Source organism: Sphaerisporangium sp. NPDC051017, assembly GCF_040683095.1.
Lineage (GTDB): Bacteria > Actinomycetota > Actinomycetes > Streptosporangiales > Streptosporangiaceae > Sphaerisporangium.
The window spans coordinates 23,800-49,798 of sequence record NZ_JBFBCI010000017.1 but is presented as its reverse complement, the minus strand read 5'-3'; the positions used below and the strand labels follow the sequence as shown (position 1 = coordinate 49,798).

21 protein-coding genes and 1 tRNA gene are annotated in these 25,999 nt (G+C 70.9%); 7 read left to right on the top strand and 15 right to left on the bottom strand.

What is annotated here, in order from left to right:
• Positions 1–52 precede the first annotated feature (52 nt).
• Both AB0M95_RS16455 and AB0M95_RS16450 read left to right on the top strand, forming a co-directional pair.
• On the top strand, positions 53–214 hold the full coding sequence (locus AB0M95_RS16455) for a hypothetical protein (protein ID WP_363764683.1): 162 nt from the start codon (positions 53–55) through the stop codon (positions 212–214).
• A 63-nt stretch (positions 215–277) separates the two neighbouring features.
• Positions 278–709, top strand: a complete 432-nt coding sequence (locus AB0M95_RS16450; RefSeq protein WP_363764680.1) for a hypothetical protein — start codon at positions 278–280, stop codon at positions 707–709.
• A 22-nt stretch (positions 710–731) separates the two neighbouring features.
• Here the strand turns inward: AB0M95_RS16450 and AB0M95_RS16445 are convergent, their stop codons facing one another.
• Positions 732–1,874: a cystathionine gamma-synthase gene (locus AB0M95_RS16445; RefSeq protein WP_363764677.1), complete on the bottom strand. Its 1,143-nt coding sequence runs from the start codon at positions 1,872–1,874 to the stop codon at positions 732–734.
• 222 nt (positions 1,875–2,096) lie between these two features.
• Between AB0M95_RS16445 and AB0M95_RS16440 the strand changes: the two genes are divergently transcribed.
• Positions 2,097–3,368 carry an MMPL family transporter gene (locus tag AB0M95_RS16440; RefSeq protein ID WP_363764674.1) on the top strand — a complete coding sequence of 424 codons (1,272 nt, stop codon included), beginning with the start codon at positions 2,097–2,099 and terminating at the stop codon, positions 3,366–3,368.
• Between the two features lie 249 nt (positions 3,369–3,617).
• Complete coding sequence (locus AB0M95_RS16435; RefSeq protein ID WP_363764671.1) at positions 3,618–4,799, top strand: histidine kinase; 1,182 nt, start codon at positions 3,618–3,620, stop codon at positions 4,797–4,799.
• Here the strand turns inward: AB0M95_RS16435 and AB0M95_RS16430 are convergent.
• Entirely contained in the window at positions 4,796–6,172 is a 1,377-nt protein-coding gene (locus AB0M95_RS16430) for a cystathionine beta-synthase (RefSeq protein WP_363764668.1), read from the bottom strand. The two genes, AB0M95_RS16435 and AB0M95_RS16430, sit on opposite strands and share 4 nt — an antisense overlap.
• 302 nt (positions 6,173–6,474) lie before the next feature.
• Between AB0M95_RS16430 and AB0M95_RS16425 the strand changes: the two genes are divergently transcribed.
• The 3 genes from AB0M95_RS16425 to AB0M95_RS16415 all read left to right on the top strand — a co-directional run bounded on the left by AB0M95_RS16425 (position 6,475) and on the right by AB0M95_RS16415 (position 10,304).
• A complete protein-coding gene (locus tag AB0M95_RS16425) occupies positions 6,475–7,041 on the top strand; it encodes a GDSL-type esterase/lipase family protein (RefSeq protein WP_363764665.1) in 567 nt (188 codons plus the stop codon).
• A 506-nt stretch (positions 7,042–7,547) separates the two neighbouring features.
• Positions 7,548–8,927 (top strand): PQQ-binding-like beta-propeller repeat protein, encoded by a 1,380-nt coding sequence (locus AB0M95_RS16420; RefSeq protein ID WP_363764662.1) that lies wholly within the window; start codon positions 7,548–7,550, stop codon positions 8,925–8,927.
• A 156-nt stretch (positions 8,928–9,083) separates the two neighbouring features.
• Positions 9,084–10,304 (top strand): acetyl-CoA C-acetyltransferase, encoded by a 1,221-nt coding sequence (locus tag AB0M95_RS16415; RefSeq protein WP_363764659.1) that lies wholly within the window; start codon positions 9,084–9,086, stop codon positions 10,302–10,304.
• Positions 10,305–10,451: 147 nt separating this feature from the next.
• Here the strand turns inward: AB0M95_RS16415 and AB0M95_RS16410 are convergent, their stop codons facing one another.
• From AB0M95_RS16410 to mfd, 13 genes are all read right to left on the bottom strand, one after another.
• Entirely contained in the window at positions 10,452–10,685 is a 234-nt protein-coding gene (locus AB0M95_RS16410) for a DUF4287 domain-containing protein (protein WP_358519139.1), read from the bottom strand.
• Positions 10,686–10,882: 197 nt separating this feature from the next.
• Positions 10,883–11,668, bottom strand: a complete 786-nt coding sequence (locus AB0M95_RS16405) for a Bax inhibitor-1/YccA family protein (protein ID WP_363764656.1) — start codon at positions 11,666–11,668, stop codon at positions 10,883–10,885.
• Positions 11,669–12,314: 646 nt separating this feature from the next.
• A tRNA-Leu gene (locus AB0M95_RS16400) sits at positions 12,315–12,387 on the bottom strand.
• A gap of 239 nt (positions 12,388–12,626) precedes the next feature.
• On the bottom strand, positions 12,627–13,946 hold the full coding sequence (locus AB0M95_RS16395; protein WP_363764653.1) for an NAD(P)/FAD-dependent oxidoreductase: 1,320 nt from the start codon (positions 13,944–13,946) through the stop codon (positions 12,627–12,629).
• 198 nt (positions 13,947–14,144) lie between these two features.
• Positions 14,145–14,939, bottom strand: a complete 795-nt coding sequence (locus tag AB0M95_RS16390; protein WP_363764650.1) for a uracil-DNA glycosylase — start codon at positions 14,937–14,939, stop codon at positions 14,145–14,147.
• Between the two features lie 120 nt (positions 14,940–15,059).
• A complete protein-coding gene (locus tag AB0M95_RS16385; RefSeq protein ID WP_363764647.1) occupies positions 15,060–16,643 on the bottom strand; it encodes an alkaline phosphatase PhoX in 1,584 nt (527 codons plus the stop codon).
• Between the two features lie 206 nt (positions 16,644–16,849).
• On the bottom strand, positions 16,850–17,785 hold the full coding sequence (locus AB0M95_RS16380; RefSeq protein ID WP_363764644.1) for a Ppx/GppA phosphatase family protein: 936 nt from the start codon (positions 17,783–17,785) through the stop codon (positions 16,850–16,852).
• Entirely contained in the window at positions 17,782–18,348 is a 567-nt protein-coding gene (locus tag AB0M95_RS16375) for a DUF501 domain-containing protein (protein ID WP_363764641.1), read from the bottom strand. Before AB0M95_RS16375 ends, AB0M95_RS16380 begins: the two co-directional genes overlap by 4 nt.
• 129 nt (positions 18,349–18,477) lie before the next feature.
• Positions 18,478–18,894, bottom strand: coding sequence for a septum formation initiator family protein (locus AB0M95_RS16370; RefSeq protein ID WP_358519124.1), 417 nt, complete (start codon positions 18,892–18,894; stop codon positions 18,478–18,480).
• A 57-nt stretch (positions 18,895–18,951) separates the two neighbouring features.
• Positions 18,952–20,229, bottom strand: a complete 1,278-nt coding sequence (gene eno / locus AB0M95_RS16365; RefSeq protein WP_358519122.1) for a phosphopyruvate hydratase — start codon at positions 20,227–20,229, stop codon at positions 18,952–18,954.
• Between the two features lie 253 nt (positions 20,230–20,482).
• Positions 20,483–21,457, bottom strand: a complete 975-nt coding sequence (locus tag AB0M95_RS16360; protein ID WP_363764637.1) for a MazG family protein — start codon at positions 21,455–21,457, stop codon at positions 20,483–20,485.
• Entirely contained in the window at positions 21,454–22,128 is a 675-nt protein-coding gene (locus AB0M95_RS16355) for a SurA N-terminal domain-containing protein (protein ID WP_363764634.1), read from the bottom strand. Before AB0M95_RS16355 ends, AB0M95_RS16360 begins: the two co-directional genes overlap by 4 nt.
• A gap of 74 nt (positions 22,129–22,202) precedes the next feature.
• Positions 22,203–25,778: a transcription-repair coupling factor gene (gene mfd / locus AB0M95_RS16350; protein WP_363764631.1), complete on the bottom strand. Its 3,576-nt coding sequence runs from the start codon at positions 25,776–25,778 to the stop codon at positions 22,203–22,205.
• Between the last annotated feature and the right edge of the window lie 221 nt (positions 25,779–25,999).

Genomic DNA, 25,999 nt, shown 5'->3' with positions numbered 1-25,999 from the left:
CGGCCCCCCTGAGGCGGTTCCACCGTTTCGCCTGTCGTGAAAGGAGGGTGCCATGATCGCGGCGGTCGCTCTCCTCCTCGTGATGGTCCTCACCGTCACGATGTTCGAGCTCACCGTGAACAACCGATTCAACGCGCAAAACCCGACCAAGCAGGACGAGGCGGACGAGATCACCGAGTCCGCCATGGGCAGGCCCGACGTCCCCCGGTCGTGAGATTGCCCGCGGTTGGGCCGAGACCGTTCCCTGGCTGATCACCCAGGCGATAGCCTCGGCGGCATGTCGTTCCTGGACAAGCTTCTGCTATGGCTGCACATCGGCTTCGCGATCTTCGCGATCGGCCCGGTGACCGTCGCCACCAGCTTCACGCCGCGCTACATCCGCGCCCGGGACGTCGGCGTGCTCCGGCACCTGCACCGCACCACGCGCGTCTTCGGCGTCCTGACGCTCGCGGTGTTCCTGTTCGGGATCGCCCTGGGCCGCAGCGCCCTGGCCAAGCCCTACCTGTCCGTCTCGATGACGCTCTTCATCGTGGCGGCGGTGCTGCTGGTCATGATCGAACGCGACCAGCGCACCGCCGTACGCGTGCTGTCGAGCGAGACCCCCGAGGACGACGCCAAGGTGCAGACCGGCAGGATCGCCACGCTCTCGTCGATCACGGCACTGATCTGGCTGGTGATCCTCGTGCTCATGGTCTGGTTCAACCCCTGAGCCCGGGACGCGACGGCGGCCGCTAGTCGCGCAGCGCCTCGGTGAGGTCGGCCAGCAGGTCGCCGATCGTCTCGATGCCCACCGACAGGCGCACCAGGTCGGACGGCACCTCCAGCGCGGAGCCCGCCACCGAGGCGTGGGTCATGCGCCCCGGGTGCTCGATCAGCGACTCGACGCCGCCGAGCGACTCGCCCAGCGTGAACAGCTTGGTGCGGTCGCACACCCGCACGGCTTCCTCCTCGCCGCCGGCGACCCGGAACGACACCATGCCGCCGAAGCGCCGCATCTGCTTGGCCGCGATCTCGTGGCCCGGGTGGCCCGGCAGCCCGGGGTAGAGCACCTCGGTGACCCGCGGGTGCGACAGCAGCAGGTCGACGACGCGCTCGGCGTTGTCGCAGTGGCGCTCCATGCGCAGGGCCAGCGTCTTGACGCCCCGCAGCGTCAGCCAGGCGTCGAACGGCCCGGCGACGGCTCCCATCGCGTTCTGGTGGTAGGCGAGGCGTTCGCCGAAGTCGCGGTCCCGGACCACCAACGCGCCGCCCACCACGTCGGAGTGCCCGCCGACGTACTTGGTGGTCGAGTGGACGACGATGTCGGCGCCGAGCGCCAGCGGCTGCTGGAGGTAGGGCGAGGCGAAGGTGTTGTCCACGATCAGCAGCGCCCCCGCTTGCTGGGCGATCGAGGCCAGCGCCTCGATGTCGGCGATGCCGAGCAGCGGGTTGGTGGGCGTCTCGACCCAGATGGCCTTGGTCTCGGGACGGACGGCGGCGCGCACCGCGTCCAGGTCGTGCAGCGGGACCGGGTCGAAGAGCAGGCCCCAGCGCGAGAGCACCTGGGCGAACAGGCGGTAGGTGCCGCCGTAGGCGTCGTCCGGGATGATGACGTGGTCGCCGGGGGCGCAGACCGCGCGCAGCACGGTGTCCTCGGCGGCGAGGCCGGAGGCGAACGCCAGGCCGCGCGTGCCGCCCTCGATGGCGGCCAGGCATTCCTCCAGCGCGGTCCTGGTCGGGTTGGCCGAGCGGCTGTACTCATAACCCGCCCGTAGCCCGCCGACGCCGTCCTGCTTGTAGGTGGACACGGCGTAGATCGGGGGCACCACCGCGCCGGTATGCGGATCGGCCTCCTGGCCTGCGTGAACGGCCAATGTCTCGAAACCTTCTATCATGCACCCACGCTATCGCCCCATCCTGAGGAGGAGCCCCTGCTCGGTCCCCTACGGCGGAAGAACGAGCCCTGGATCGGCCGATCGTCCGATGGCAGGAGGGCGGAACATCCTTATTGTCGAGTCATCGTGGTGAACGTACCGGTCATGAAACGGACATGATCGCCGCGGTCGGGGACGTCAAGGCGGCTTCCGCCCGCGACGGCCGACGACGGGACCAAGACGATGCTCGACGTCATCGGCGGGCTCACCACCCGCCGCGCCGGCTGGGTGCTCGCCACCTGGCTCGCGGTGCTCGCCGCCGCGCTGGTCACCTGGCCCGAGGCCCTTCCCGGCGGTTACGGGCCCCTGCCCGTCGGCCCCGGAGGAGCGGCGGGGACGGTCCTGGCGCTCCTCGTCCTGATCGTCGTACTCAGATCCCCGGCCGCGGCGCTCACGGCCGTGCTCGCGGCGGTCGCCGTCCACTGCCTGTCCGCCGGGCTGCTCATCGGCCTCGGCCTGCCCCCGGCCCCCGATGTGTTCGCCTACGGCACCGCCGCCGGGTCCGCCACGATGCTGGCCCACCGCGTCCGGGAACGCCTGCACGCGGCCGAGCCGCCCGCGCGGGCCGTCGTCACCGCCCTCGAACAGGTGGGGGCGGTCGTCGCCACCTCCGGGGCCGCCTGGATGGCCGCCTGCGCCGCCCTCCCCCTCGGCGCCCTGCCTCGCGGCCTCGGGCCGTCCCTGGCGCTGACCTCGGCGGTCCAGATGCTGGTCGTCCTCACCCTCGTGCCGGCGGTCCTGGCTGTGCTGGGCGGCTCCCTGGCGTGGCCTGGGCGGCGCCGTACGGGGCCGCCGACCGCCCTCGCGCGGCTGGGACGGGCCGTCGTCGCCCGGCCGGGCGCGTGGACGGCCGTGACGGCGGCGCTGATCCTCGCGATGGGGGCGACCGGGCCGGTGCTGGAGCCCGAGCCGCTGCCCTTCACGGTGATGGCGGTCGCCGGGGTGCTGGTCGCGCTGGTGCTCGCGCTCGTGCTCCGGAGCCTCGTCGCCCCGATCTACGTGACCACCGGCGGGTTGCTGGTCGCGTGGGCCGCGGGGACGGCCGCCGCCGACCCGGGCCGGCAGCTCGCCGTGTTCATGTTCTCCCTGGTGACGAGCGTCGCGTCGGCGGTGCTCGTCCTGGCCAGGGTGCGCGCCGCCACCCGTGCCGGTCGCGACCCGCGGACCGGCTCGGCGCTCGCGGTCAAGTACGCGGGCCCGCCCGCCCTGGCCGCCCTGCTGGCCGCGGGAACGCTGACCGCGGGCGGCTCGGGCGTCCTGTCAGGCCTGTGCCTGGCGGCCGGGGGCGCGGGGCTGGCGCTGGTCATCGTCCCGGGGCTGGCCGCGACGCTGGGCGGGCGGGCGTGGTGGCCGGACACCGCCCCGGAGGCCACGAGGCCGGCACCGGCCCCCTCCCCGGAGCCGGTGGACCCGGTGGACGCAGTGGACGCGGCGGGCGTGGCCGGGAGGCGCTAGAGGTCCTCGCCCGTCCCCCCGCGGCCGACGCGCGAGAGGAGCACGGGGTCGGCCAGGGCCAGAAGGGCGAACGAGCACACGCCGAGGATGAGCAGGATCACACCGAAGACAGTCATTTCCCCTCCATTCACGATCCAGCATCGCCGCCGCGATACCCGTCGCGCCTCACCAGGAAGTTCGAGATGACCATCGGCCGATCGTCCGAATGGCCGATCCCGTAGTCCGCCGTCCGGTTTACGCTCGATGTCCGTGAGGGACGCCCCCCGGATCGTCTGGTGGATCCAGCGGATCAGCGAGATCGCGCTGGTCTGCTGGCTCGTGGTGCTCCTGCTCGCCGACTTCGCGCTCGCCGCCTTGCTGCGCTACGGACAGGTCGCCGTCCCCCTGATCGGGCTGGTCGGCATCGGCGCCTACCTGTGGCGGCGGCGGTTCCGCGTCCAGGGGGTCGTGCTGCTGATGGCCATCTCGGTGGCCGTCTCGATCGTCATGTTCGCGCTCCGGTGGCGCGGCTCCCCCGGCTTCGCCGAGAGCGGCGCCCTGCTGCTGCTGACCGTCGGCGTCCTGCGCTGGGTGCGCCCGCTGCGGACCGCCGTCGTCCTCACGGTGCTGTCGATGTTCACCCTGCAGTTGAACAGCGGCCTGCGCACGCCCGACAACATGGCCGTCTTGTGGGGATTCATGCTGTTCGTCCTCTGGGCCGTCGCGATGGGCATCGGCAGCTACCTGCGCTACCAGGTCGAACGCCGCGAGCAGACCGTCCACGCCGTCCGCAGGGCCGAACGCCTGGAACTGGCCAGGGAGCTGCACGATCTCGCCGCCCACCACATCACCGGCATCGTCGTCCAGGCCCAGGCGGCCAGGACCGTCGCGGCGCAGCGGCCCGACGCCGTCGTGCCCGCACTGGACGCGATCGCCGGGGCCGGGTCGGAGGCGCTGACGTCCATGCGCCGGCTGGTCGGCGTGCTGCGCGCCGAGGACGACGCGGCGCGCAACCCCGGGGTCACGTTCAACGACCTGCGCCTGCTGGTCGAGCGCTTCGCCGCCGGAGGGCCGCAGGTCGCCTTCGACATCGCCCAGGGCGTCAGCGAGGCGTCACTGGCCCCGGAGGTGCTCACCACCCTGCACCGCGTCCTGCAGGAGTCCCTGACCAACGTCCGCAGGCACGCCCCGGGCGCCCGCTGGGTGCAGGCCGACCTCAGACACGCCGAGGGCGGGGCCGTGCTGCGCGTACGCAACCACCGGTCGGGCTCGGACCCGCGCTTCTCACGGCTCGGCGGCGGGTTCGGGCTGGTGGGCATGAGCGAGCGGGTCACCGCCGTGGGCGGCCGGATGTTCGCCGGCCCCGCCCCGGACGGCGCCTGGGAAGTACGCGCCTGGTTCCCTGTGCTCATGGCCGCGCCTTCGCCACGGCGGTTCGGGCCGCCCCTCTAGGCGGCGCCGCTGGCGAGGTAGGCGAGGAGGTCCTGGCGGGTGACCAGGCCGACGGGCTTGCCGTCGTCCAGGACGACCGTGGCGTCGGCCTTCTCCAGGGCCTCGATCGCCACCGAGAGCGGCTCGCCGGCGCCGATCATCGGCAGCGGCGCGGACATGTGGTCCTGGATCGGGTCCTCGCCGGAGACCTTGCCGCGGTAGAGGCCCTCCAGCAGGTCGCGCTCGACGATCGAGCCGACGACCTCGGCCGCCATCACCGGCGGCTCCTCCTTCATGACCGGGAGCTGCGACACGCTGTACTCGCGCATGATGGCGATGGCCGTGCTCACCGACTCGTGCGGATGGGCGTGGACGAACTCGGGCAGGCCGGCCGTCTTGCGGCCGAGCACGTCTCGGACCAGCCCTTCCTCGCTCGGGCTGGTGAGGAAACCGTAGTCGGCCATCCAGTCGTCGTTGAAGATCTTGGACAGGTAGCCGCGCCCGCCGTCCGGGAGGAGGACGACGATGACGGCGTCGGGACCGGCCTCGGCGGCCACCCGGAGCGCCGCCACGACCGCCATGCCGCACGAGCCGCCGACGAGCAGCGCCTCCTCGCGGGCCAGGCGGCGGGTCATGCCGAAGGAATCCTTGTCGGAGACCGCGATCACGCGGTCGGCGACCGTGGTGTCGTAGGTGGCGGGCCAGATGTCCTCGCCGACCCCCTCGACCAGGTACGGACGCCCGGACCCGCCGGAGTAGACCGAGCCCTCCGGGTCGGCGCCGATGACCTGCACGCGCCCACCGGAGACCTCCTTGAGGTAGCGCCCGGTGCCGCTGATCGTGCCGCCCGTGCCGACGCCGGCGACGAAGTGGGTGATGCGTCCCTCGGTCTGCTCCCAGATCTCGGGCCCCGTCGAGTGGTAGTGACTCGCCGGGTTCTCCGGGTTGGAGTACTGGTCGGGCTTCCAGGCGTTCGGGATCTCGCGGGCCAGCCGGTCGGAGACCGAGTAGTAGGACTCGGGGTGGTCGGGCGCCACCGCCGTCGGGCAGACGACGACCTCGGCGCCGTACGCCCGCAGCACCGCGATCTTGTCCTGCGCGACCTTGTCCGGCACCACGAACAGGCAACGGTAGCCCCTGTCCTGGGCGACGATCGCGAGGCCGACGCCCGTGTTCCCCGAGGTGGGCTCCACGATCGTGCCGCCGGGGCGCAGCGCGCCCGAGCGTTCCGCCGCCTCCACCATGCGCAGCGCGATGCGGTCCTTCACCGAGCCGCCGGGGTTGAAATATTCCACTTTGGCCAGAACCTGACCCGGCACGCCGGCGGTGACCTTGCGCAGCCGGACGAGCGGAGTGTTGCCCATCAGCTCGATCAGCGAATCGTGTACGCGCACCGGGAATAACACCTCATTTACCGAGCTTTGTCAGCTTACCGATGCCGGAGTTCCGAGGGGGTCAGGTGGTCGTCCAGCGTGTTCAACTACTCACCGTACCGTCACGACCACCGCCTCAAGGGACAGGCGTCCGCGAGTCGCGCCCCACGCGTACCGGTGCCGCCGCGATCATAGTGCTCAAAACAGGCGGCAACCCAGAAAACCAGCCAGGAACCACGTAAGCCGTGGTCACTGCACCCCCTGAAACCAGGACGGAACCAAACAACGACGTAAAATACTGACCAAAGAAGGGAACAGCGGGCATGGTGATCTGGACGCCGGGGACCGCTCAGGCGGCCCGCCGGATCGCGACCGCGGCCGCGCTCGGAGGCGGAGGCGCGACCGCGCTGGGAGCGGCCGTGTACGGCCTGCTCATGGCCGAGGCGCTGCTCGCGCGCAAGATGGTCGGGCGCCCGCACGGCATGGACGGGCCGGACGCCGACGGGCTCTACGGCACGTGGGCCTCCGAGGGGACGGCCGAGCCGATCAACCCGGCCGAGCCGATCAACCCGATCAACATGGTGATGCTGGGCGACTCGACGTCGGTGGGCCTCGGCATGACCGACCCGAACACCACGCCCGCCGTGCAGCTGGCCGGCGGCCTCGCGGCGGTGGCCGAGCGGCCCGTGCGGCTGAGCGTCTTCGGGCGCTCCGGGGCGGTCTCCGCGGACCTGCCCTTCCAGGTGGACCGCGCCCTGCGCACCGACCCCGACATCGCGGTCATCTTCGTCGGCGCGAACGACGTGACCACCCAGACCAAGCCCCCCCTGGCCGTAGGGCATCTGAAGACGGCGGTGCGCAGGCTTTCTGATTCGATTAGCGAATCGTAGTCATGTCGTGGCATGCTGTTACCAGCACGCCCGGCGCCCAGGCGACGTCGGGCACCCTCCCCGGTCAGGCTGTGCAGGCCTGGCCGGTCAGCGTCCGGAGGGACGTGCTCGACGGGCCGGCGGCTCCAGTTGCCGGCACCAGGGCACGAAGACGATTGGTGAATACCGGGCAGCTCGTTGTGCCTTGATTCTGTGTAACGCACAGGATCGCTAAGCCAATCAGAGACGCTACCAACAGTCCGTTAGCGTCTTGCGCCGCGTTGGGGTTGTGGCCCGAGCCTCAATCCGAGCGCGGCGAGGCATCCCAATCGATTTACCTCGCGGCGGCCATCGCCGCGGAGGAGCCCGGCACCGAGGTCACCGCGACCCGCGTCGCCGGCCGCGCGACCGGCCCCCAGGGAAGATGGGCCGCGATCCTTCGCCGCCGGCCGGGGGCCATGCCTCGTACCGCCTGATGACGGTCACCCTCCGCGGCAGAGTCGTCACTCTGCCCACATTGGAGTGCAATGCCCGTGTTCCGGCCCCTCACGAAACCGGCCTTGGCGCTCGCCGGGGTGCTCGCCCTCACCGGCTGCTCCACCAGCAAGGCGGCCACCGAGGAGACCCATCGCACCTGGCGCAACGCCGAGGTCAACGCCGTCAGCCGAGCCGCCGTGGCCGCGGGCGTGGCCACCGTCACCTCCATGACGCCGGACGGCTCGCTGGAGACCGCGGCCCTCGACCTGAGCAGCGGGAAGAAGCTGTGGGCGCACCCGGCGGAGATCGCGGGCCGGCTGCCCGGCATGGGGGTGCAGCCACCCGCCGCCGTACAGACCAACCCAGGCCAGACCACCCCCGGCCAGGCGGTCGTCGCCGCGGTCGCCCCGGCCGGGCCCGGCGGCAAGGGCCGCACGTGGAACGCCACGCTCGTCGCCCGTGACGCGCGCACCGGGCGCCAACTCTGGACCCGTCCGGTGCACTCGACCTTCGGCCCGCAGCCCTGTGGCGGCCGCCTGTGCCTGTCGGAGAACACCGCGCTGGCCTCGGCGCGCATGGTCGTGCTCGACCCGCTCACCGGCGCGGTGCTGTGGAAGGTGCCCGGCATCGCCGAGGTCGAATGGTCCGACTCCTCAAAGGTCGTCATGCTCCACCTCGCCACGCACCCCGTCCTCGCCTCGCACGACGTGAAGACGGGCAAGCCCGCCTGGCGGCTCCCCGTCGAGCAGGCGCTCAGCCCCGGCGTCGACCTGTCCGGCGGCTGGGCCTTCGGCGCGTCCGGCGGCGACCTGGTCGGGTACGTCGCGCCGTACACCCCTCCCGGCAAGAAGAAGGCGTCGTCCTTCGGCCTGTTCTCGGTCGCCCTCGCGGACGGCACGGTCAACTGGCTCCGGCCGTCGGTGGTCCGCGTGTACCCGAGCGGCAGCCCCGGGTACGCCCCGGTGGTCCGCCCGGTGGACGAGCGGGGGCAGTACGGCGGATTCGCCCGGCTCGACCCGGTGTCCGGCCGGGTGCTCGGCCAGATCACCGCCGACCAGGTGCCCGGCACGGGCTGGTGGCTGGCCTTCCCCGGCGACATGGCGCGGCTCGACTTCCTCAAGCCCGGCGCGTCCGGGGCCGCGTTCGAGCTGCCCTCGGGCCGGCCCACCCCCGTGGGCGGGCGGCGCGGCTGGTCGTTCTGCGTCACCGACCCCAAGCCGCTGCCGCTCGCCGGCACTCCCGGCGGCTTCTACTCGGTGGCGTCGCTGTGCGAGTTCGACCTGGCGACCGGCAAGCGCGTGCCCGGGTCCGGCGCGCCGCCCGTGTGGTTCACCGGCGGCCAGGACGGCTGGCGCCTCTGGCGGGACGAGAAGGGCGCGCTGAACGCCGTTGAGGACGCGAAGGCCACCGCCCCTGGCATGTACGGCTGACCGCCGCTCCGGCGGCCGAGGGCCCGCGGTCGCGCGCCGGGGCCCTCTTTACCGTACATAGTTCTGTTTCTAGGCCCCCGTGACGTGGCATCCGGCCTACCGCGCGGTAACCTCCGCAGTGGGAGCCCCGCCCGGCCACGAACTCAGGAGAGCCACATGCCCGAGGCAGTCATCGTCGCGACCGCACGTTCGCCCATCGGCCGAGCCTTCAAGGGGTCGCTGAAGGAGATCCGTCCCGACGACCTGACCGTTCAGATGATCAAGGCCGCGCTCGACAAGGTGCCCCAGCTCGACCCGAACGACGTCGACGACCTGATGCTGGGCTGCGGCCTGCCGGGCGGCGAGCAGGGCTTCAACATGGCCCGCGTGGTGGCGGTGCTGCTCGGCCTCGACGGCGTGCCGGGCACGACGGTCACGCGCTACTGCTCGTCGTCGCTGCAGACCACGCGCATGGCCTTCCACGCCATCAAGGCGGGCGAAGGGGACATCTTCATCTCGGCGGGCGTCGAGATGGTCTCGCGCTTCACCAAGGGCAACTCCGACACCCTGCCCGAGACCACCAACCCGCTGTTCCTGGACGCCAAGGGGCGCACCGACAAGCGGGCCGAGGGCGGCGGCCCCGAGTGGCGCGACCCTCGCCAGAAGGGCCTGCTGCCCGACGTCTACATCGCCATGGGCCAGACCGCCGAGAACGTCGCCGAGTTGAAGGGCGTGACCCGTCAGGAGCAGGACGAGTTCGGCGTCCGGTCGCAGAACCTCGCCGAGAAGGCCCTCGCGAACGGCTTCTGGGAGCAGGACATCACCCCGGTCACGCTGCCCGACGGGACGGTCGTCGGCAAGGACGACGGGCCGAGGGCCGGCACGACCTACGAGGCGGTCTCGCGGCTCAAGCCGGTCTTCCGGCCCGACGGCACCGTCACCGCGGGCAACTGCTGCCCGCTGAACGACGGCGCCGCCGCGCTGATCGTGATGAGCGACGTGAAGGCCGCGGAGCTGGGCATCACGCCCCTGGCGCGCATCGTGTCGACCGGCGTGACCGGCCTCTCACCCGAGATCATGGGCCTCGGGCCCGTCGAGGCGAGCCGGCAGGCGCTCGGACGGGCCGGGATGGCGATCGGCGACGTCGATCTGGTCGAGATCAACGAGGCCTTCGCCGCGCAGGTCATCCCGTCCTACCAGGGGCTCGGGATCGACCTGGACCGGCTGAACGTCAACGGAGGCGCCATCGCCGTCGGGCACCCGTTCGGCATGACGGGCGCCCGGATCACCTCCACGCTGATCAACAGCCTGCGTTTCCACGACAAGTCGATCGGCCTGGAGACGATGTGCGTGGGCGGCGGCCAGGGCATGGCCATGGTGCTGGAGCGGCTCAGATGATCGCCCAGATCATGCTGAACGTGGGTGGTTGTTCCGGATGAAGTCACGGGCCTTGTCGAGATCCATGTCTTCATGATGATCCGGCCCTCACGACATGTGCGCCCACGTCGTGTGCTGACGTGGGCGCACATGGGTGGGCGTAGGGGCTTACATGTAGCCCATACGCGAACGGCGCTGCCGCTCGTGCTCGATGACGATCGCGGCCGCGTAGCCATGGGTCAGCCCGTGCTCGTCGGCGAGCCAGTTGGCCCGCTCGTCACAACGAAGGAACGCCGGGCCGTTGTCGATGGCTTGGAACCACTCTGGGAGTGCGCGTCCGGTGATGTCCGGAACCCTGGCAATCAGCTTGTTCTGCGTCTCCGGTGAGTGGTTCAACGACATGGGCACCTCCATGAGTGAAGCCTCTTTTGCTAGACACTGCATCACCAGCCCCGCGATGGCAAGACCCTAATGGCCAGGCTTCCCTTACACGAGGTAGATCGTTGGTGGCGTTCTGTGGGCTTACCCAAAGCTCAGGTGAGCATGCCGGAGGGATCGACGCCCCGCCGCCCGGCGGCGGGACGTCCTGACCGAAATCCTTAGTCGTTGTTGAAGAAATAGCTGATGAAGCGGAGGATCTCCAGGTACAGCCAGACGAGGCTCACCGTGAGGCCGAAGGCCATCAGCCAGGAGTACTTCTCGGGGACGCCGGCGCGGACGCCCTGCTCGATCGAGTCGAAGTCGAGGAGCAGGAAGAAGCAGCCGAGCAGGATCATCGCGACGCTGAAGATCCAGCCGATGGGGCTGTCGCTGCGCAGCCCGAGGCCGCCGTGGGTGAAGATGCTGACGATCCAGTTCAGCAGCATCAGGCCGACCGCGGCGAAGCCCGCCGCGACGACGAACTTGGTGAACTTCGGTGTGGGCCGGAAGACCTTGAGCGCGTACACCGCGAGGACGCCCGCGAAGGCCACCATCGTGCCGAGCACCGCCTGGAACACGATGCCTTCGTACAGATAGTTGTACATCTTGCTGATCACGCCGATGGCGATGCCGTAGGCGACGGAGTATCCGAGGATCAGCGCGGGGTTCGTGCTCTGGCGGAACGAGACGATCAGGCCGAGGACCAGTCCCACGATCGCGGCGGGCGCGGCGACGCCCCAGCCGAGGTTGAGGTACCAGGCCGCCGCGGCCGCCACCACCAGCGTGCCGAGGGTGATGAACCCCCGGACGACGACGTCGTCGATCGTCATCGGCCGCGTCGCGGTGGGCGGTGCGTACGACGGGGCGTTGTACATGTCCTGCAGGTACTGCGGGCTCACGCCGTGGCCTGCCCCGGACTGGTTGTTTCGGCCCAGTTTGCTGAGAACCGGGTTCCTGCTCTGCATCACTGCCTCCACTGCGACCTGCGATCAGCCTGTTCGGTCGAGCCTCACAGGGAGTGCCGCCTGTAGCGCATAGCTTTACATCCGTCATTGCGCCAGGAGAGACCCTGGCGCGAATCGCCCCCGGACTTCGGCACACACCGACCTCCAGCGGCAACGGGTACAACGACCGGCCCCGCACCCGAGTTCCGCCCCGAACATTGCGTTTCGATCACCTGCGGCGGAGGCCCGACGGGAAGCGGCGGGCCTGGCGCCCCGCCGCGGGATTCGGGCGGGGGCGGATGCTAGGGGACGCGGTGTACGCGTGGCGAGATTCGCGGGGATAAGGAGGCTTGTTACGTTACGTTCTTCGGAAAACCGGTTCTTTCGGGCTATACGCTCCAGAAGTCGTTTGCGGTTCCGAACCGCCCGGCGGTCGTTCGCCGGCGGGAGCCGCCGTAGGGCCGGAGAGCGGCTCGGCGGGGGCCGGGAACCGATAACGGCGAGACGGCACGGAATGGTAACGATTCATGGCGGAGGGGAAGCGGTCCGCCTCTTGAGGGGTTTCGGGGCTTACCCAGAATGTCCCGTGGCGAGCGCCAAACCGACAAGGATATAGCTCTTCGGGAGCGTTACTGCCATCAGGGGTGTTTCATATAGTCGGCAGGGGTGCCCCCGGTGGGACTCGAACCCACACTGGAACCCTTTTAAGGGGTTTGCCTCTGCCATTGGGCTACGGGGGCGCCGTAAATCATACGTAACGGACCACACTTGCGTAACGGGTCAGAGCCCACGTCTCTGCTCTTCCTTCCGTACTGCGCAAGATAACCGTATACGCCCCGCGCCCTCGCGACTCGGGCAATGAACAACAGACCGCTCAACTCGCCAGAATTCACCGCGTCACCTTCGTTATCCCTCCACAGAACAGTACGGCCCGCGCCCGAGTCGTGCAGGCGCGAGCCGTACCGGAACCGTGAGGCCGTCAGCCTGTGGCGGCGGCCGCCTTGAACTGCTCGCGAGGCGACTCGATCTCGCCCAGCGAGACGGTCTCCCGCTTGAAGAAGAGGGCGAGGGTCCAGTCGGCGACCACGCGGACCTTGCGGTTCAACGTAGGCACCCGGGACAGATGGTAGGTCCGGTGCATGAACCACGCAGGCAATCCATGAAGCTTGACCCCGTAGACGTTCGCGACGCCCTTGTACAGGCCGAGCCCCGCGACCGACCCCGCGTACTTGTGGCGGTAGTCCTCGAGCGGGAGCCCCCGGATGCCACGGACGATGTTGTCGGCCAGCACCTTGGCCTGGCGGACGGCGTGCTGGGCGTTGGGCGCGCAGTACTGGCCGGGGTTGGTCATGTCGGGCACCCCCGCGACGTCTCCGGCCGCGAAGGCGTCCTTGACGCCCACGACGGTCAGCTTGGTCGAGGTCTTGACGCGCCCGCGCTCGTCCAGCGGCAGGTCACCGGCGTTCACGACCGGGCTCGGCTTGACGCCGGCCGTCCAGACGATCGTGGCCGACTCGAACTCCTCGCCGTCGGAGAGCACCACGTTGCCGCCCACGCAGGACTTCAGCAGCGTCTCCATCTTGACCTCGATGCCGCGCTCGCGCAGTTCCTCCAGCGTCCACCGGCCCATCTCGGGGCCGACCTCCGGCAGGATGCGGTCGCTCGCCTCGACGAGCACCCAGCGCAGGTCCTTCTCGCTGAGCGAGTCGTAGTACTTCACCGCGTCCCTGCCCATGTCCTCAAGCTCGGCCAGCGCCTCCACGCCCGCGAACCCCGCGCCCACGACGACGAACGTCAGCGCGCGGCGGCGCACCTGCTCGTCCTCGGTCGAGTCGGCCCGGTCGAACAGGGCCAGGACGCGGTTGCGCAGCGCGATGGCCTCGCCGACCGTCTTGAAGCCGATCGCGGCGTCCGCGAGGCCCGGGATGGGCAGCGTACGGGAGATCGACCCGGCCGCCATGACGATGACGTCGTACGCGATCTCCTCGCTCGGGCCCGAGTTCGGGACGAACGTCGCGGTCTTGTTCTCGTGATGGACCTTGGTGACCTTGCCGTTGAGGATGCGGACCTTGGGGAGGACCCGGCGCAGCGGCGTGACGACGTGGCGCGGGGACAGGTTGCCCGCCGCGGCCTCCGGGAGGAAGGGCTGGTAGGTCATGTAGGACTGCGGGTCGATGACCGTGATGCGGACGCTGCCGGACGCGAGCTCCTTGCGCAGGCCGCGCTGGAGCCGCAGGCCCGTGTAGAGACCGACGTACCCTCCACCGACGATGAGGATGTGCTTCGCCTTGTGGTCCACGTAAGTGCCCCTTTGCGCATGGTCGCTTGTGAAACCATTCACAATCTTACGTCACGAGGAGGTCTCAGCGCCAATCGGATAATTGCGCAGAACCAAGATTTTTCCTGGAAGGCGCACATCGCCCAGGTTTCGCCGGTGAAGTTCCGTGAAACTTTCCTCTAGTGCCGCACTTCACCCACGGCCGGGCGGCGCACCGCCCTACCCTCCCAGCTCGGCGGCCCTGGCGAAGATCGCGTCCAGCATCTGGTCGGTGACGCGGCCGGTGAAGGTGTTCTGCTGGCTCGGGTGGTAGCAGCCGATGAGGCGGATCGGCGTCCCGTCGTAGGCGATCTCGACCTCCACCCCGTGGCCGAAGGGCGGCCTGCGGCTGGGAAGGGTGTACGCGGCGGCCTTCAGCGCGGGCCAGACGGCCTGCCAGGCGTAGCCGCCCAGGGCGACGATCACGCGCAGCGGGTCGGCGACCAGCTCAAGCTCGCGGGCCAGCCACGGGAAGCACGTGGCGCGCTCCTCGATCGTCGGCTTGTTGGCCGGCGGGGCGCAGCGGACGGCGGCGACCAGGCGCGCGCCGATCAGCCGCTGGCCGTCGGCCGCGTGCGTGCTGGTGGGCTGGGCCGCCAGTCCCGTGCGGTACAGGGACGCGAACAGCCAGTCGCCGCTGCGGTCGCCGGTGAACACCCGCCCGGTGCGGTTGCCGCCGTGCGCCGCCGGGGCCAGCCCGACGATCAGGACGCGCGGCTTGTCGTCCCCCCACCCCGCGACGGGCCGTCCCCAGTACGTCTCGCCGGCGAACGCCCGGCGCTTGACGTCCGCGACCTCCTCGCGCCACTCCACCAGCCGCGGGCACGCCCGGCACACCGACTGCCTCGCGGTGAGCTCCCCGAGATCACGGCTCTCGCGGGCCAGCCCCCGAACGTCCTCGGGCCCGGCCGCCACAGGCGTTTCCGGCGTGGCCGGGTCGCCCGGCCATCCACTACCAGGGGGAACGTGACTCATACGTCCGATCGTGCCAGCTCCGCGCGCTGCCCGCACACCATGCACGGCCACGACGAGCCGGGACTCCGGCAATGGGGAACGGCCCTCCCCGGGCGATGCCGGGAAGGGCCGTTCGTTTCGTCACTTGGCGGCGTAGACCGACTTCCATGACTTCACGGTCAGGGTCAGCAGCTGGCCGTTCTCGACGTACTCCTCGACGGTGCCCGGACCGGTGCCCGCAGCGAGGCCCTTGGCGGTGTGCACCTGCGCGTCGAGGAGGAACGTGCCCTCACCGAGCAGGTCGCTGGCGTCGATGATGCCGCTCGACTCCTCGTCCGTGGTCAGGAACGAAGCGGGGTCGGCGTTCGGGGCGAAGCGCTTGGGGTCGAACTGAGCGAGGACGCCGAGAGCGCCGTCCTTGATCCGGTACGCCAGCACCCGAGAGATGTGCGGGTTGTTGCCCGGGTCCTCCTGCAGGAGCAGGTTGCCCTCGTGGTCGATCGCAATGTTGTCGGGCATGTTCAGGTACGGCGCCTCGCTGCCGTCGAGCAGCAGGGTCAGCGTGCCGCCCTTCTCCGGACGCTCGATGTCGGCGAACCGCAGCCGCCACAGGCCACCGCCGTTGCGCGGCACCCCGGCCTGGGCCGGAGTGGAGTCGCCGCCCGCGGTCGTCACGAAGTAGTAGTCGTTGGGGCGGTTCGGGTCGAAGGCGCCGTCCTCGATGCGGTTGAGGCTCAGGCCCGCCTTCTCGGCGTCGATGTTCTGCTGCTTGCCGTTCACGGTCCAGTCGAGCTGGTTGACCGTCACCTTGACCGGGGCGTTCTTGCCGTACTTGGCGCGGAACTCGGCGTCGGTGGCCACCGCGTGACTCGCCACGTCGATGACGCCCAGCGTGCCGTTGGTCAGGCCGGCCTTCTCCACCGGGGAGCCGGAAGACTGCTTGCGCCCGGCGTAGACGCGGATCTGACCCGAGCCGCCGTCCTCGTTCCCGAGCACGAGGGTGGTGTCGGTCTTGTTCTCCGCGGCCAGGGTGTTCTCCCAGGAGAACAGGCCGAGGCGCGGAAGCTGGACGGCCTGGCCGTCCGCGGTGACGCCGAAGGCGCGGCTCTCGTCGCCGCCCTCCTCGTTGGCGAAGTAGACGCGGCCGTAGTAACCCTTGCCGGTCCGCCGGTTGAACAGCTGGCCCGGGTCGGTGAGCGCGCCGGAGCAGAAGCGGTTGAAGGCGGCGACATGCGTGCCCGCGGCCGCACCCGCCGGAGCCACGGGGGCGCTCCCCCACGTCTGGCCGGGGTAGTCCCAGTACTTGACGGACGTGATCAGGTCGGAGCCGCTCTTGACCGCGCCGGTGCGCGCGTCGATCCGCAGCTTGGAGACGAAGGCGCCCTTCTGGCCGTGCGCCCGAACGATGCCGGAGGTCGCGCCGAGTTCCTGGTTCATGTAGACGGTCAGGTCACGGCCGCTCCGGTAGGCCCCGAGGCCGTCGGGGATGCCGACCATCCGGTAACCATTGCCCGCCGGCTTGTCCCCGACGGTCAGGAGCGAGGTGACGCTGACGCCGTTCGCGACGGGAAGGACGTATGGCGAGACGGTCGTGGTGGGACCCGTCGAAACGGAGGACTTCTTGTCCCGGTCATGGTCGTGGTCGGCAAAGCTCGCGGTTGGCAGGGCCAGGGAGGCGACCACGGCGGTCGCTCCCACAAAGACGGTACGTACGCGAGAGGGCACGGTGTTTCCTTCGGTCATCGTTCAAGATCTGCCGGTCCGGCTCTGAGAACCTAGAGGTGGCGCGCCCTGCCCTTTGAACCGTCACTCGCTCACGGGGCGAACAACACGCGAACAGCTGCCCCGCCCGCCTTCCCCCCTGCGGACGGCGTGACCCGTGTGCCGGGGACCACTTACCCGGGCCCGCTTGGGCCTTCAACTGCTGGAGCTCAGCCGAGAAGGCTCCGGGCGATGCCGTCGAGGATGTCGTGCTCGCTCACCAGGACCTCGGGGAAGGCGTGGCGGGCGAGGATGCGGTCCAGGATGAGGGCGCCGGCGCCGATGACGTCGACCCGCCCCGGGTGCATGACGGAGATCGCCGCGCGCTCGTCGTGCGTCATGGCGAGCAGGCGCTGGGAGACCTCGTGGACGCGGGCGGTCGCGATCCTGGCGCCGTGGATGCGGGCCGGGTCGTAGGCGGGCAGGTCGAGGGCGATGCCGGCGACGGTGGTGACCGAGCCGGCGAGGCCGATCAGCGTACGCGCGCGGCCCACGGGGACCGCCTCGGCGACGCGGTCGAGGGCGGCCTCGATGTCGGCGACGGCCGCCGCCACGGCCTCGGGGGTCGCGCCGGAGGCCAGGTGGCGCTCGGTCATGCGGACACAGCCGATGTCGACCGACAGGGCGCTGTCGACGTCGGAGGAGCCGAGGACGAACTCGGTCGAACCGCCGCCGATGTCCACGACCAGCACGGGGTGCTCGACGCCGGTGAGCCCGGTGGTGGCGCCGGTGAGCCCGGTGGTGGCGCCGAGGAAGGACAGGTGGGCCTCCTCCGCGCCGGTGACGACCTCGGGGTCGACGCCGAAGATGTCGCGGACCCCGGTGGTGAAGTCGTCGCGGTTGGCGGCGTCACGGGTGGCACTGGTGGCGACCACGCGCACCCGCGCGGCGCCGTGGTCCTCGATCAGCTTGGCGTAGCCGCGCATGGCGGTGAACGTGCGCTCCAGCGCCTCGGGGGCCAGCCGCCCGGTGCGGTCGACGCCCTCGCCGAGGCGGACGATCTCCATGCGCCGCTCGACGTCGACCGGCGCGGCGCCGTCGTCGATGTCGGCGATCAGGAGACGTACGGAGTTGGTCCCGCAGTCGATGGCCGCGACGCGCGTCATACGTCCTCCTGGGGGGTTCTGGGGGCCGCGGGGGCGCCCTCTGGAGTGGCCCCTGGGACTGGTGTGCCCGACTGGACGCACGGGCCGTCGCACCACCAGTCGGGCAGGGCGTCGAGGGCCTCGCGGCCGAAGGGGTTGGAGCCCGGCATGGCCAGCTCGTGGCCCACCAGGGCGTGCAGGCACTTCACGCGGTCGGGCATGCCGCCCGCGCTCTGCATGCCGCGGGGCAGAGGCTCGACGCCGTCCTCGGAGGCGGCCTTGTCGCGCCGCTCGACGTACCCGGCGTGGGCACGCGCGTACGCCTCGGCCAGGGCAGGATCCTCGGCGAGGCGGGCCTGCATGCGCTTCATCACGCCGGACGACTCCAGCGTGCCGATGGCCGAAGCCGCCTTCGGGCAGGTCAGATAGAAGAGCGTCGGGAAGGGCGAGCCGTCCGGCAGCCGGGGAGTGGTCTCCACGACGTCCGGCAGCCCGCACGGGCAGCGGTGCGCCACGGCCCGCACACCCCTCGGCGGCCTGCCGAGCTGCTGCTCCACCACGGCCACGTCGGCCGGATCCACCATCGTCGGCTGCTCCCCAGCATTCCCCCGCCCGGGATCTCCCGGCGCGGTCTTCACGGACGTTCCCCGGCGCCTCGGCTCGTCGCGCCGGGCCCCCTGAGACGATACGTGGCCCGGCGCGGTCCGGGCGCCCTACGGGGCCGGGGTGCGCGAAGGCTCGGCGCGGCGGCCGGTGCCGCGGTCGGCGGCCTCCACCGACTCCCACAGGGTCTGGTACCAGGGAGGCGTCGCCGCGGGGGCCGCGCCGGGCTTCGGACGCTGCGCCTTCTTCGAGGCGTCGCGCAGGACGATGCACTTCTCGCCCACCTCGCAGAAGTGCAGCCGGGCCTTGGCCTGCCGCGCGATGTACGCCGGGTCGGCGAGCATCCTGCCGCGCTCGTCGAGCTCCTGAAGATCCTTCAGGGCCTGGGCCTGCTGCTGCTCGAGCTGGGCGATCTGGCGCCGCTGGGCGACGTACTCGCGGACGGGATAGGCGAGGCTCATGGCGATCGCGCACACCACGACCGCGAGGATCGCGGCCCTGCCCGTCAGCTGCGGTCGTTTCCTCATGCTCCTCCCAGGTCCGTACGGCTTGCGCGCATATCCGCGCAAGCCGTACGGAGAAAACTAGCTCTGGAAGCGCGGAAAAGCTCCGCGACCCGCGTAGCGGGCGACATCGTCCAGCAGTTCCTCGATGCGCAGGAGCTGGTTGTACTTGGCGACGCGGTCCGAGCGGGCCGGGGCGCCGGTCTTGATCTGGCCGCAGTTGGTGGCGACGGCGAGGTCGGCGATCGTGGTGTCCTCGGTCTCGCCGGAGCGGTGGCTCATCATGCAGCGGTAGCCGTTGCGGTGGGCGAGGTCGACCGCGTCCAGCGTCTCCGACAGCGTGCCGATCTGGTTGACCTTGACCAGCAGCGCGTTCGCGGCGCCCTCGCGGATGCCGCGCTCAAGGCGCTCGGGGTTGGTGACGAACAGGTCGTCGCCGACGAGCTGCACCTTGCCGCCGAGGGCGGCGGTGATGGCCTTCCAGCCCTCCCAATCCTCCTCGTCCAGCGGGTCCTCGATGGAGACCAGCGGGTAGGAGCGGACCAGGTCCTCGTAGAAGGCGATCAGCTCGTCGGAGGAGTTGCCCTTGCCGTCCAGGGTGTACACGCCGCCGGAGTGGAACTCGGTGGCCGCGACGTCGAGCGCGAGCGCGATGTCCTCACCCGGGGTGTACCCGGCCTTCTCGATGGCGACGAGGATCAGGTCGAGGGCGTCGCGGTTGCTCGGCAGGCTGGGCGCGAAGCCGCCCTCGTCGCCGAGGCCGGTGGAGTAGCCCTTCTGCTTGAGCACGCTCTTGAGCGCCTGGTAGGTCTCGGCGCCGACGCGCACGGCCTCGGAGAACGTGGACGCGCCGATCGGCGCGATCATGAACTCCTGGATGTCGACATTGCTGTCGGCGTGCGCGCCACCGTTGAGGATGTTCATCATCGGCACCGGCAGCACGTGGGCGTTCGGCCCGCCGACGTAGCGGAACAGCGGGAGGTCGGCGCTGTCGGCGGCCGCCTTGGCCAGGGCGAGGGAGACGCCGAGGATGGCGTTGGCGCCGAGACGGCTCTTGTTGGGGGTGCCGTCGAGGTCGATCATGGCCTGGTCGACGAGGCGCTGCTCTTCGGCGTCGTAGCCGATGAGCTCCTCGGCGATCTCGTCGGTGACGTTGAGCACGGCCTTCTGGGCGCCCTTGCCGCCGTAGCGCTCGTCGCCGTCCCGCAGCTCCACGGCCTCGAACTGGCCGGTGGACGCACCGCTCGGGACCGCGGCGCGGCCGGTGCTGTAGTCGTCGAGCAGGATCTCGACCTCGACCGTCGGGTTGCCCCGGGAGTCGAGGATCTCGCGGGCGGTGATGGCCTCGATGGCAGCCACGAAGCGCTCCTAGATTGTCAGCCCGGGGTCGGGCCCCCGGAACCCTTCACCGCGCCGTCGTTGCGCGATGTGGTAGCGGACGGTTTGCCACCCGAGCCTATCGGGCTGTACTTATGGCCGCGCCTCCGGCACGGCGGGTTCGGGACGCCCCTTTAGGCGGCGTTCTTGCGCCTGAGGACTCCAGAACACCGCCGCGCCCCGAACCGGGATGGCGGGCGTTGCGGAGCGGCGGGTTCGGGGCGTCCCGAATCTGTCAGGCTTTTTCGCCGGGCTTCGCGGAGCGTTCCCAGGCGCGGACGCGGTCGCGGTAGTCGCGGGCGGCGGCGCGTAGTTCGGCCTCCGGGTCGAGGCCGGCGGCGCGGGCGCGGCGTACGAGGTCGAACAGCTCACGGCCGATGCCCTGCCCGACCGCCCGCGAAAGGCTGTCGGGGACGCCCGCCCGCTCGGCGCGGCTCTGCAGCCCGAGGGCGAGGGACAGCGCGGGCTGGCCCATGGGGACGCCGTCGAGCAACGACTCGCGGCCCTTCGCCGCGCGCTCGGCGGCCTTGATCGCGTCCCAGTTGGCGTTGACCTCCTCGGCGCCCTCCACCACGGTCCCGGCGAACACGTGCGGATGGCGACGGACCAGCTTGTCGACGAGGTCCTGGATCACATCGTCGACGTCGAAGCCACCGTCCTCCCCGGAACGCTCCTGGGCGAGGCGGGAATGGAAGACCACCTGGAAGAGCAGGTCGCCGAGCTCCTCACGCAGGGCGGCGTGGTCGCCCTCCTCGATGGTCTCCAGGACCTCGTAGGCCTCCTCCAGGAGGTAGGGCACCAGCGACTCGTGGGTCTGCCGCGCGTCCCACGGGCACTCGCGCCGCAGGCGGTCCATGACGGTGACCATGTCCACGAACCGCGCGCCCGGCAGGTCGTAGGAGCCGGGGACCAACTCGATGACCGGCGGCTCGGGCATGTCGAGCGCGGCGCGGCCGACGGCGCGCATGAACGGCTCGTCGCCGTCCTGCGCGGCGAGCCAGATGATCGTGGCGTCCAGGCTCTCGCGCGCGAGCGCCACCGGGTCGGGCGTCACGACCTCGACCGGGATGTCCTCTTCGGCGAGGTAGGGCAGCAGCGGGTGGCCGGCGGAACCGGTGAGCACCCGCCCCGACCCGAGGACCGCCCACGCCCGCCCGCTCAGCAGCCCCGGCGCCACCCGGGGCGAGGTCGTGACGACGACGAGCGTCACTGGCCGGCCGCGGGGTCCGACTGGTCGGGGGCCTGCTGCTGGGACGGGTCCTGCGGGGCTGCCGCGTCGGCGCCGGCGGCGGGCTTGCCGAACCGGGCCTCCTCGACCAGGCCACGCTGGGTGTCCCAGGTGCCGTAGCGCGGGGAGATCTTGACCGGGACCGTGTCCATCTGCCCGAACAGCTTGAGCTGGGCCTGCTGCACCGACGCCTGGTCGGTCAGGTTGGCGCCGAAGCGCTCCAGGCCCTTCTGGTAGACGATGGCCGCGCGGATCCACTCGCGGGTCTCGGACGGCGGGACGCCCTTGCTGAGCGCCGCCGGGCCGATCTGCTGCATGCCGCCCTGCTCGGTGATGAACTTGTCGACGTCTCCGTCGGTGACGACGATGTTGTTGCGCTGGGCGAACTGCTCGAACTGGCGGAAGTAGACGAGCTGGAGGAGGATCGCGCGCGGCACCGAGGGGATCTGAAGCTGTTCCTCGGAGATCTTGGCCTTCTTCAGCGCCGCCTGGTACTCCGCGATCTGGGTGTTCAGCTCGCTGGAGCTGATGCGCTGGTCGCCGACGGTCGCCGCCGAGCCGAGACTCACGGGCGACGAGCAGGAGGTCAGCACGACGCAGGTCAGCGCGGCGGCCGCGACGGCCAGCAGAGCGCGCACACGAATCGACTTCACTAGCGGTCCCTTCAGCAGACGCGGGGCTACTCTACTCAAACCAGGCGACCGTCTCGTCACGGAGCCACGCCTGTCTATCGTTTGCCGGCGGCCGCGGCCCTGGCGGGCTCCAGGAACATGGCCTCGACCAGGTCGGTGCACCAGGTGAGCAGTTCGAGGTCGCGCAACGGACGGCCGCCCATCGGCTTGGTCTTCGGCACGGGCACCAGCAGCGTCTCGGCGGCCACCTTGTAGACCGACTTGGGGTAGAGCCGGTCGAGACGGACCTGCTGCGACTCCTTCAGCCTCACCGGGGCGAACCGGATGTGCTGGCCCTGGAGGGCGACGTCGGTCAGCGAGGCCCGGCGCGCGTGGACGCGGAAGCGGGCGACCTCCAGCAGGTTGTCGACCTCCTGCGGCGGGCGTCCGTACCGGTCGACGAGCTCCTCGCGGACCGCGGCGATGTCGTCGTCGGAGGCGACCGCGGCGAGCCGCTTGTAGGCCTCCAGCCGCAGCCGCTCGGAGGTGACGTAGTCGTGCGGGATGTGCGCGTTGACCGGCAGCTCGACCTTGACGTCGGCGCGCTCCTCGGTGACCTCCTCGCCGGACAGCTTGGCCTTCTGCTCCTGCACGGCCTCGGCCATCATGCGGACGTACAGGTCGAAACCCACCCCGGCGATGTGGCCGGACTGCTCGGCGCCGAGGATGTTGCCGGCGCCGCGGATCTCCAGGTCCTTCATCGCGACGTACATGCCGGCGCCCATCTCGGTGTGCTGGGCGATGGTGGCGAGGCGCTCGTGCGCGGTCTCGGTGAGCGGCGCCTCCGGCGGGTACAGGAAGTACGCGTACCCGCGCTCGCGTCCGCGCCCGACCCGGCCGCGGAGCTGGTGGAGCTGCGAGAGGCCGTAGTTGTCGGCGCGGTCGACGATCAGCGTGTTGGCGTTGGGGATGTCCAGGCCGGACTCGACGATCGTGGTGCTGACGAGCACGTCGAACTCGCGCTCCCAGAAGCCCACCATGATCTTCTCGAGCTGCTGCTCGTTCATCTGCCCGTGCGCCACCGCGACCCTGGACTCGGGGACCAGCTCGCGCAGCCGCCCGGCCACCCGGTTGATGGACGACACGCGGTTGTGGACGAAGAACACCTGGCCGTCGCGCATCAGCTCGCGCCGCACGGCCGCCGCGATCTGCTTCTCGTCGTAGGGGCCGACGAAGGTGAGGATCGGGTGCCGCTCCTCCGGCGGGGTGAGGATGGTGGACATCTCGCGGATGCCGGTGAGGCCCATCTCCAGCGTGCGCGGGATCGGCGTCGCCGACATGGCGAGCACGTCGACCTGCGTGCGCATGTGCTTCATGGCCTCTTTGTGCTCGACGCCGAAGCGCTGCTCCTCGTCGATGATGATCAGGCCGAGATGCTTGAACCGGATGTCGGGGTTGAGCAGGCGGTGCGTGCCGATCACGATGTCGACCGCGCCGTCCTTGACCCCTTCCAGCGTCGCCTTGATCTCGCCGTCTGTCTGGAAGCGCGACACCGGCTTGACCGCGACGGGGAAGCTCGCGAACCGCTCGCCGAAGGTCGACAGGTGCTGCTGGACGAGCAGCGTGGTCGGCACGAGCACGGCGACCTGTTTGCCGTCCTGCACGGCCTTGAACGCGGCCCGCACCGCGATCTCGGTCTTGCCGTAGCCGACGTCGCCGCAGATCAGCCGGTCCATGGGGACGGCGCGCTCCATGTCGCGCTTGACCTCGTCGATGGCCTCGAGCTGGTCGCCGGTCTCGGCGTAGGGGAAGGCGTCCTCCATCTCGCGCTGCCAGGGGGTGTCGGCGGCGAAGGCGTGGCCGGGCGAGGCCATGCGGGCGCTGTAGAGGCGGATCAGCTCGCCCGCGATCTCCTTGACGGCCTTGCGCGCCCGGGACTTGGCCTTGGCCCAGTCGGCGCCGCCCATGCGGTTGAGCGTGGGCGACTCGCCGCCGACGTACCGGGTTACCTCGTCGAGCTGGTCGGTCGGGACGTACAGCCGGTCGCCCTTGGCGTACTCGATCACCAGGTACTCGCGCGTGGCGCCCTGCACCGAGCGCTGCACCATCTCGACGTACCGGCCCACGCCGTGCTGGGCGTGCACGACGTGGTCGCCGACCTTGAGCTGGAGCGGGTCGACCATGTTCCTGCGGCGGGACGGCAGGCGGCGCATGTCCTTGGTCGAGGCCTTCTGCCCGACCAGGTCCAGGTGGGTGAGGACGGCCACCGAGTCGCCGACGAAGCCGTGCTCGACGCGGCCGGTGGTGACGTGCACGACGTCCCTGCCGGGGGCGGAGTCCAGCGACGGGACCAGCCGGGCGGCGACGTCCACGCCCTTGAGCAGCTCGACGATGCGCTCGGCGGGGCCGTGGCCCTCGCTGAGCAGCACGACGGCGCGCCCCTCCCCGAGCCAGCCCTTGATGTCGGCGAGCGCCCGCTGGGTGTCTCCGCGGTAGGACTGGGCCTCACGGGCGGACAGTTCGATGACCTCGCTGCCGCCGTACAACTCGTCGCCGGGGCCGGGCGCGGCCGGGTGGGCCTCCTGCCCACCGCCCTGGTCGGTGGCGGCGAACGGCGCGAGCGTCCACCAGGGCTGGCCGAGCTCGCGGGCGTGGCGGCGCACTTCGGACAGGTCACGGAAGGCCGCGGCGCCGAGGTCGATCGGGGCCTCGCCCCCGGCGGCGGCGTTGATCCACGACGCCTCCAGGAACTCCTGGCTGGTGTGGACGAGCTCGACCGCGCGGCCGCGGATGCGCTCGGGATCGCAGACGAAGATCGACGCGCGGGCGGGCAGGTGGTCGAGCAGCAGGTCCATGCCGTCGACCAGGACGGGCGCGAACGCCTCCATGCCCTCGACGGGGATGCCCTCGGCGAGCTGGTCGAGGATCTCCTTCAGCGCCGGGTGCTCCTCGCCCAGCTCGCGGGCACGTGCGCGGACCTCGTCGGTGAGCAGCAGTTCGCGGCAGGGCGCGGCGAACAGGCCGCCCTCGGCGACCTCGAGCGAGCGCTGGTCGGCGACCTTGAACCAGCGGATCTCCTCGATCGTGTCGCCCCAGAACTCCAGCCGCAGCGGGTGTTCCTCGGTGGGCGGGAACACGTCCAGCAGGCCGCCGCGCACCGCGACCTCGCCGCGCTTCTCCACCATGTCGACCCGGTGGTAGCCGTTGGCGACCAGCCGCTCGACGACCTCCTCCAGGTCGGCGTCGTCGCCGGAGCGCAGCCGCACGGGGGTCAGGTCGCCGAGACCGGTCACGAGCGGCTGGAGCAGGGCGCGGATCGGCGCCACGACCACGCTCAGCGGGCCTGCGGCCGGGTCGCCGGGGACGGGGTGGGCGAGTCTGCGCAGCACGGCCAGGCGCTGGCCCACGGTGTCGCTGCGGGGGGACAGCCGCTCGTGGGGCAGCGTCTCCCAGGCGGGGAAGACCGCGATGGCGTCGTCCCCCACCAGGCCGGTCAGGGCGGCGGCGAGGTCTTCGGCCTCGCGCCCGGTGGCCGTGACGGCCAGCACGGGACGCCGCCGGGCCAGCGCGGCGACCGCGAAGGGACGCAGGGCCGGCGGAGCGATCAGGTTGACGTCCTCGCCGGAGCGGTCCAGCGCCCCGGCGAGCTGAGGTTCGGCGATGACAAGGTCGAGCAGTCCGGAAAGACTCATCAGAAATGCCCCCACGTGGTCAGGCCCGCCTACTCGTTCGCCCGGGGACGACGCTCGACTCGAACACCCCACACGGCGACCCACCTCGCGCACCGCACTTGAGCAGGTCGCCACAGACGGCACCCATGACGACCCACCCGGGTGCCCTGTGCACTATACGACGACGCGCGCGACCCCGGTTCGTCGAGTCGCCGGGGTCAACCTCAAGGCTACTTCCCCCG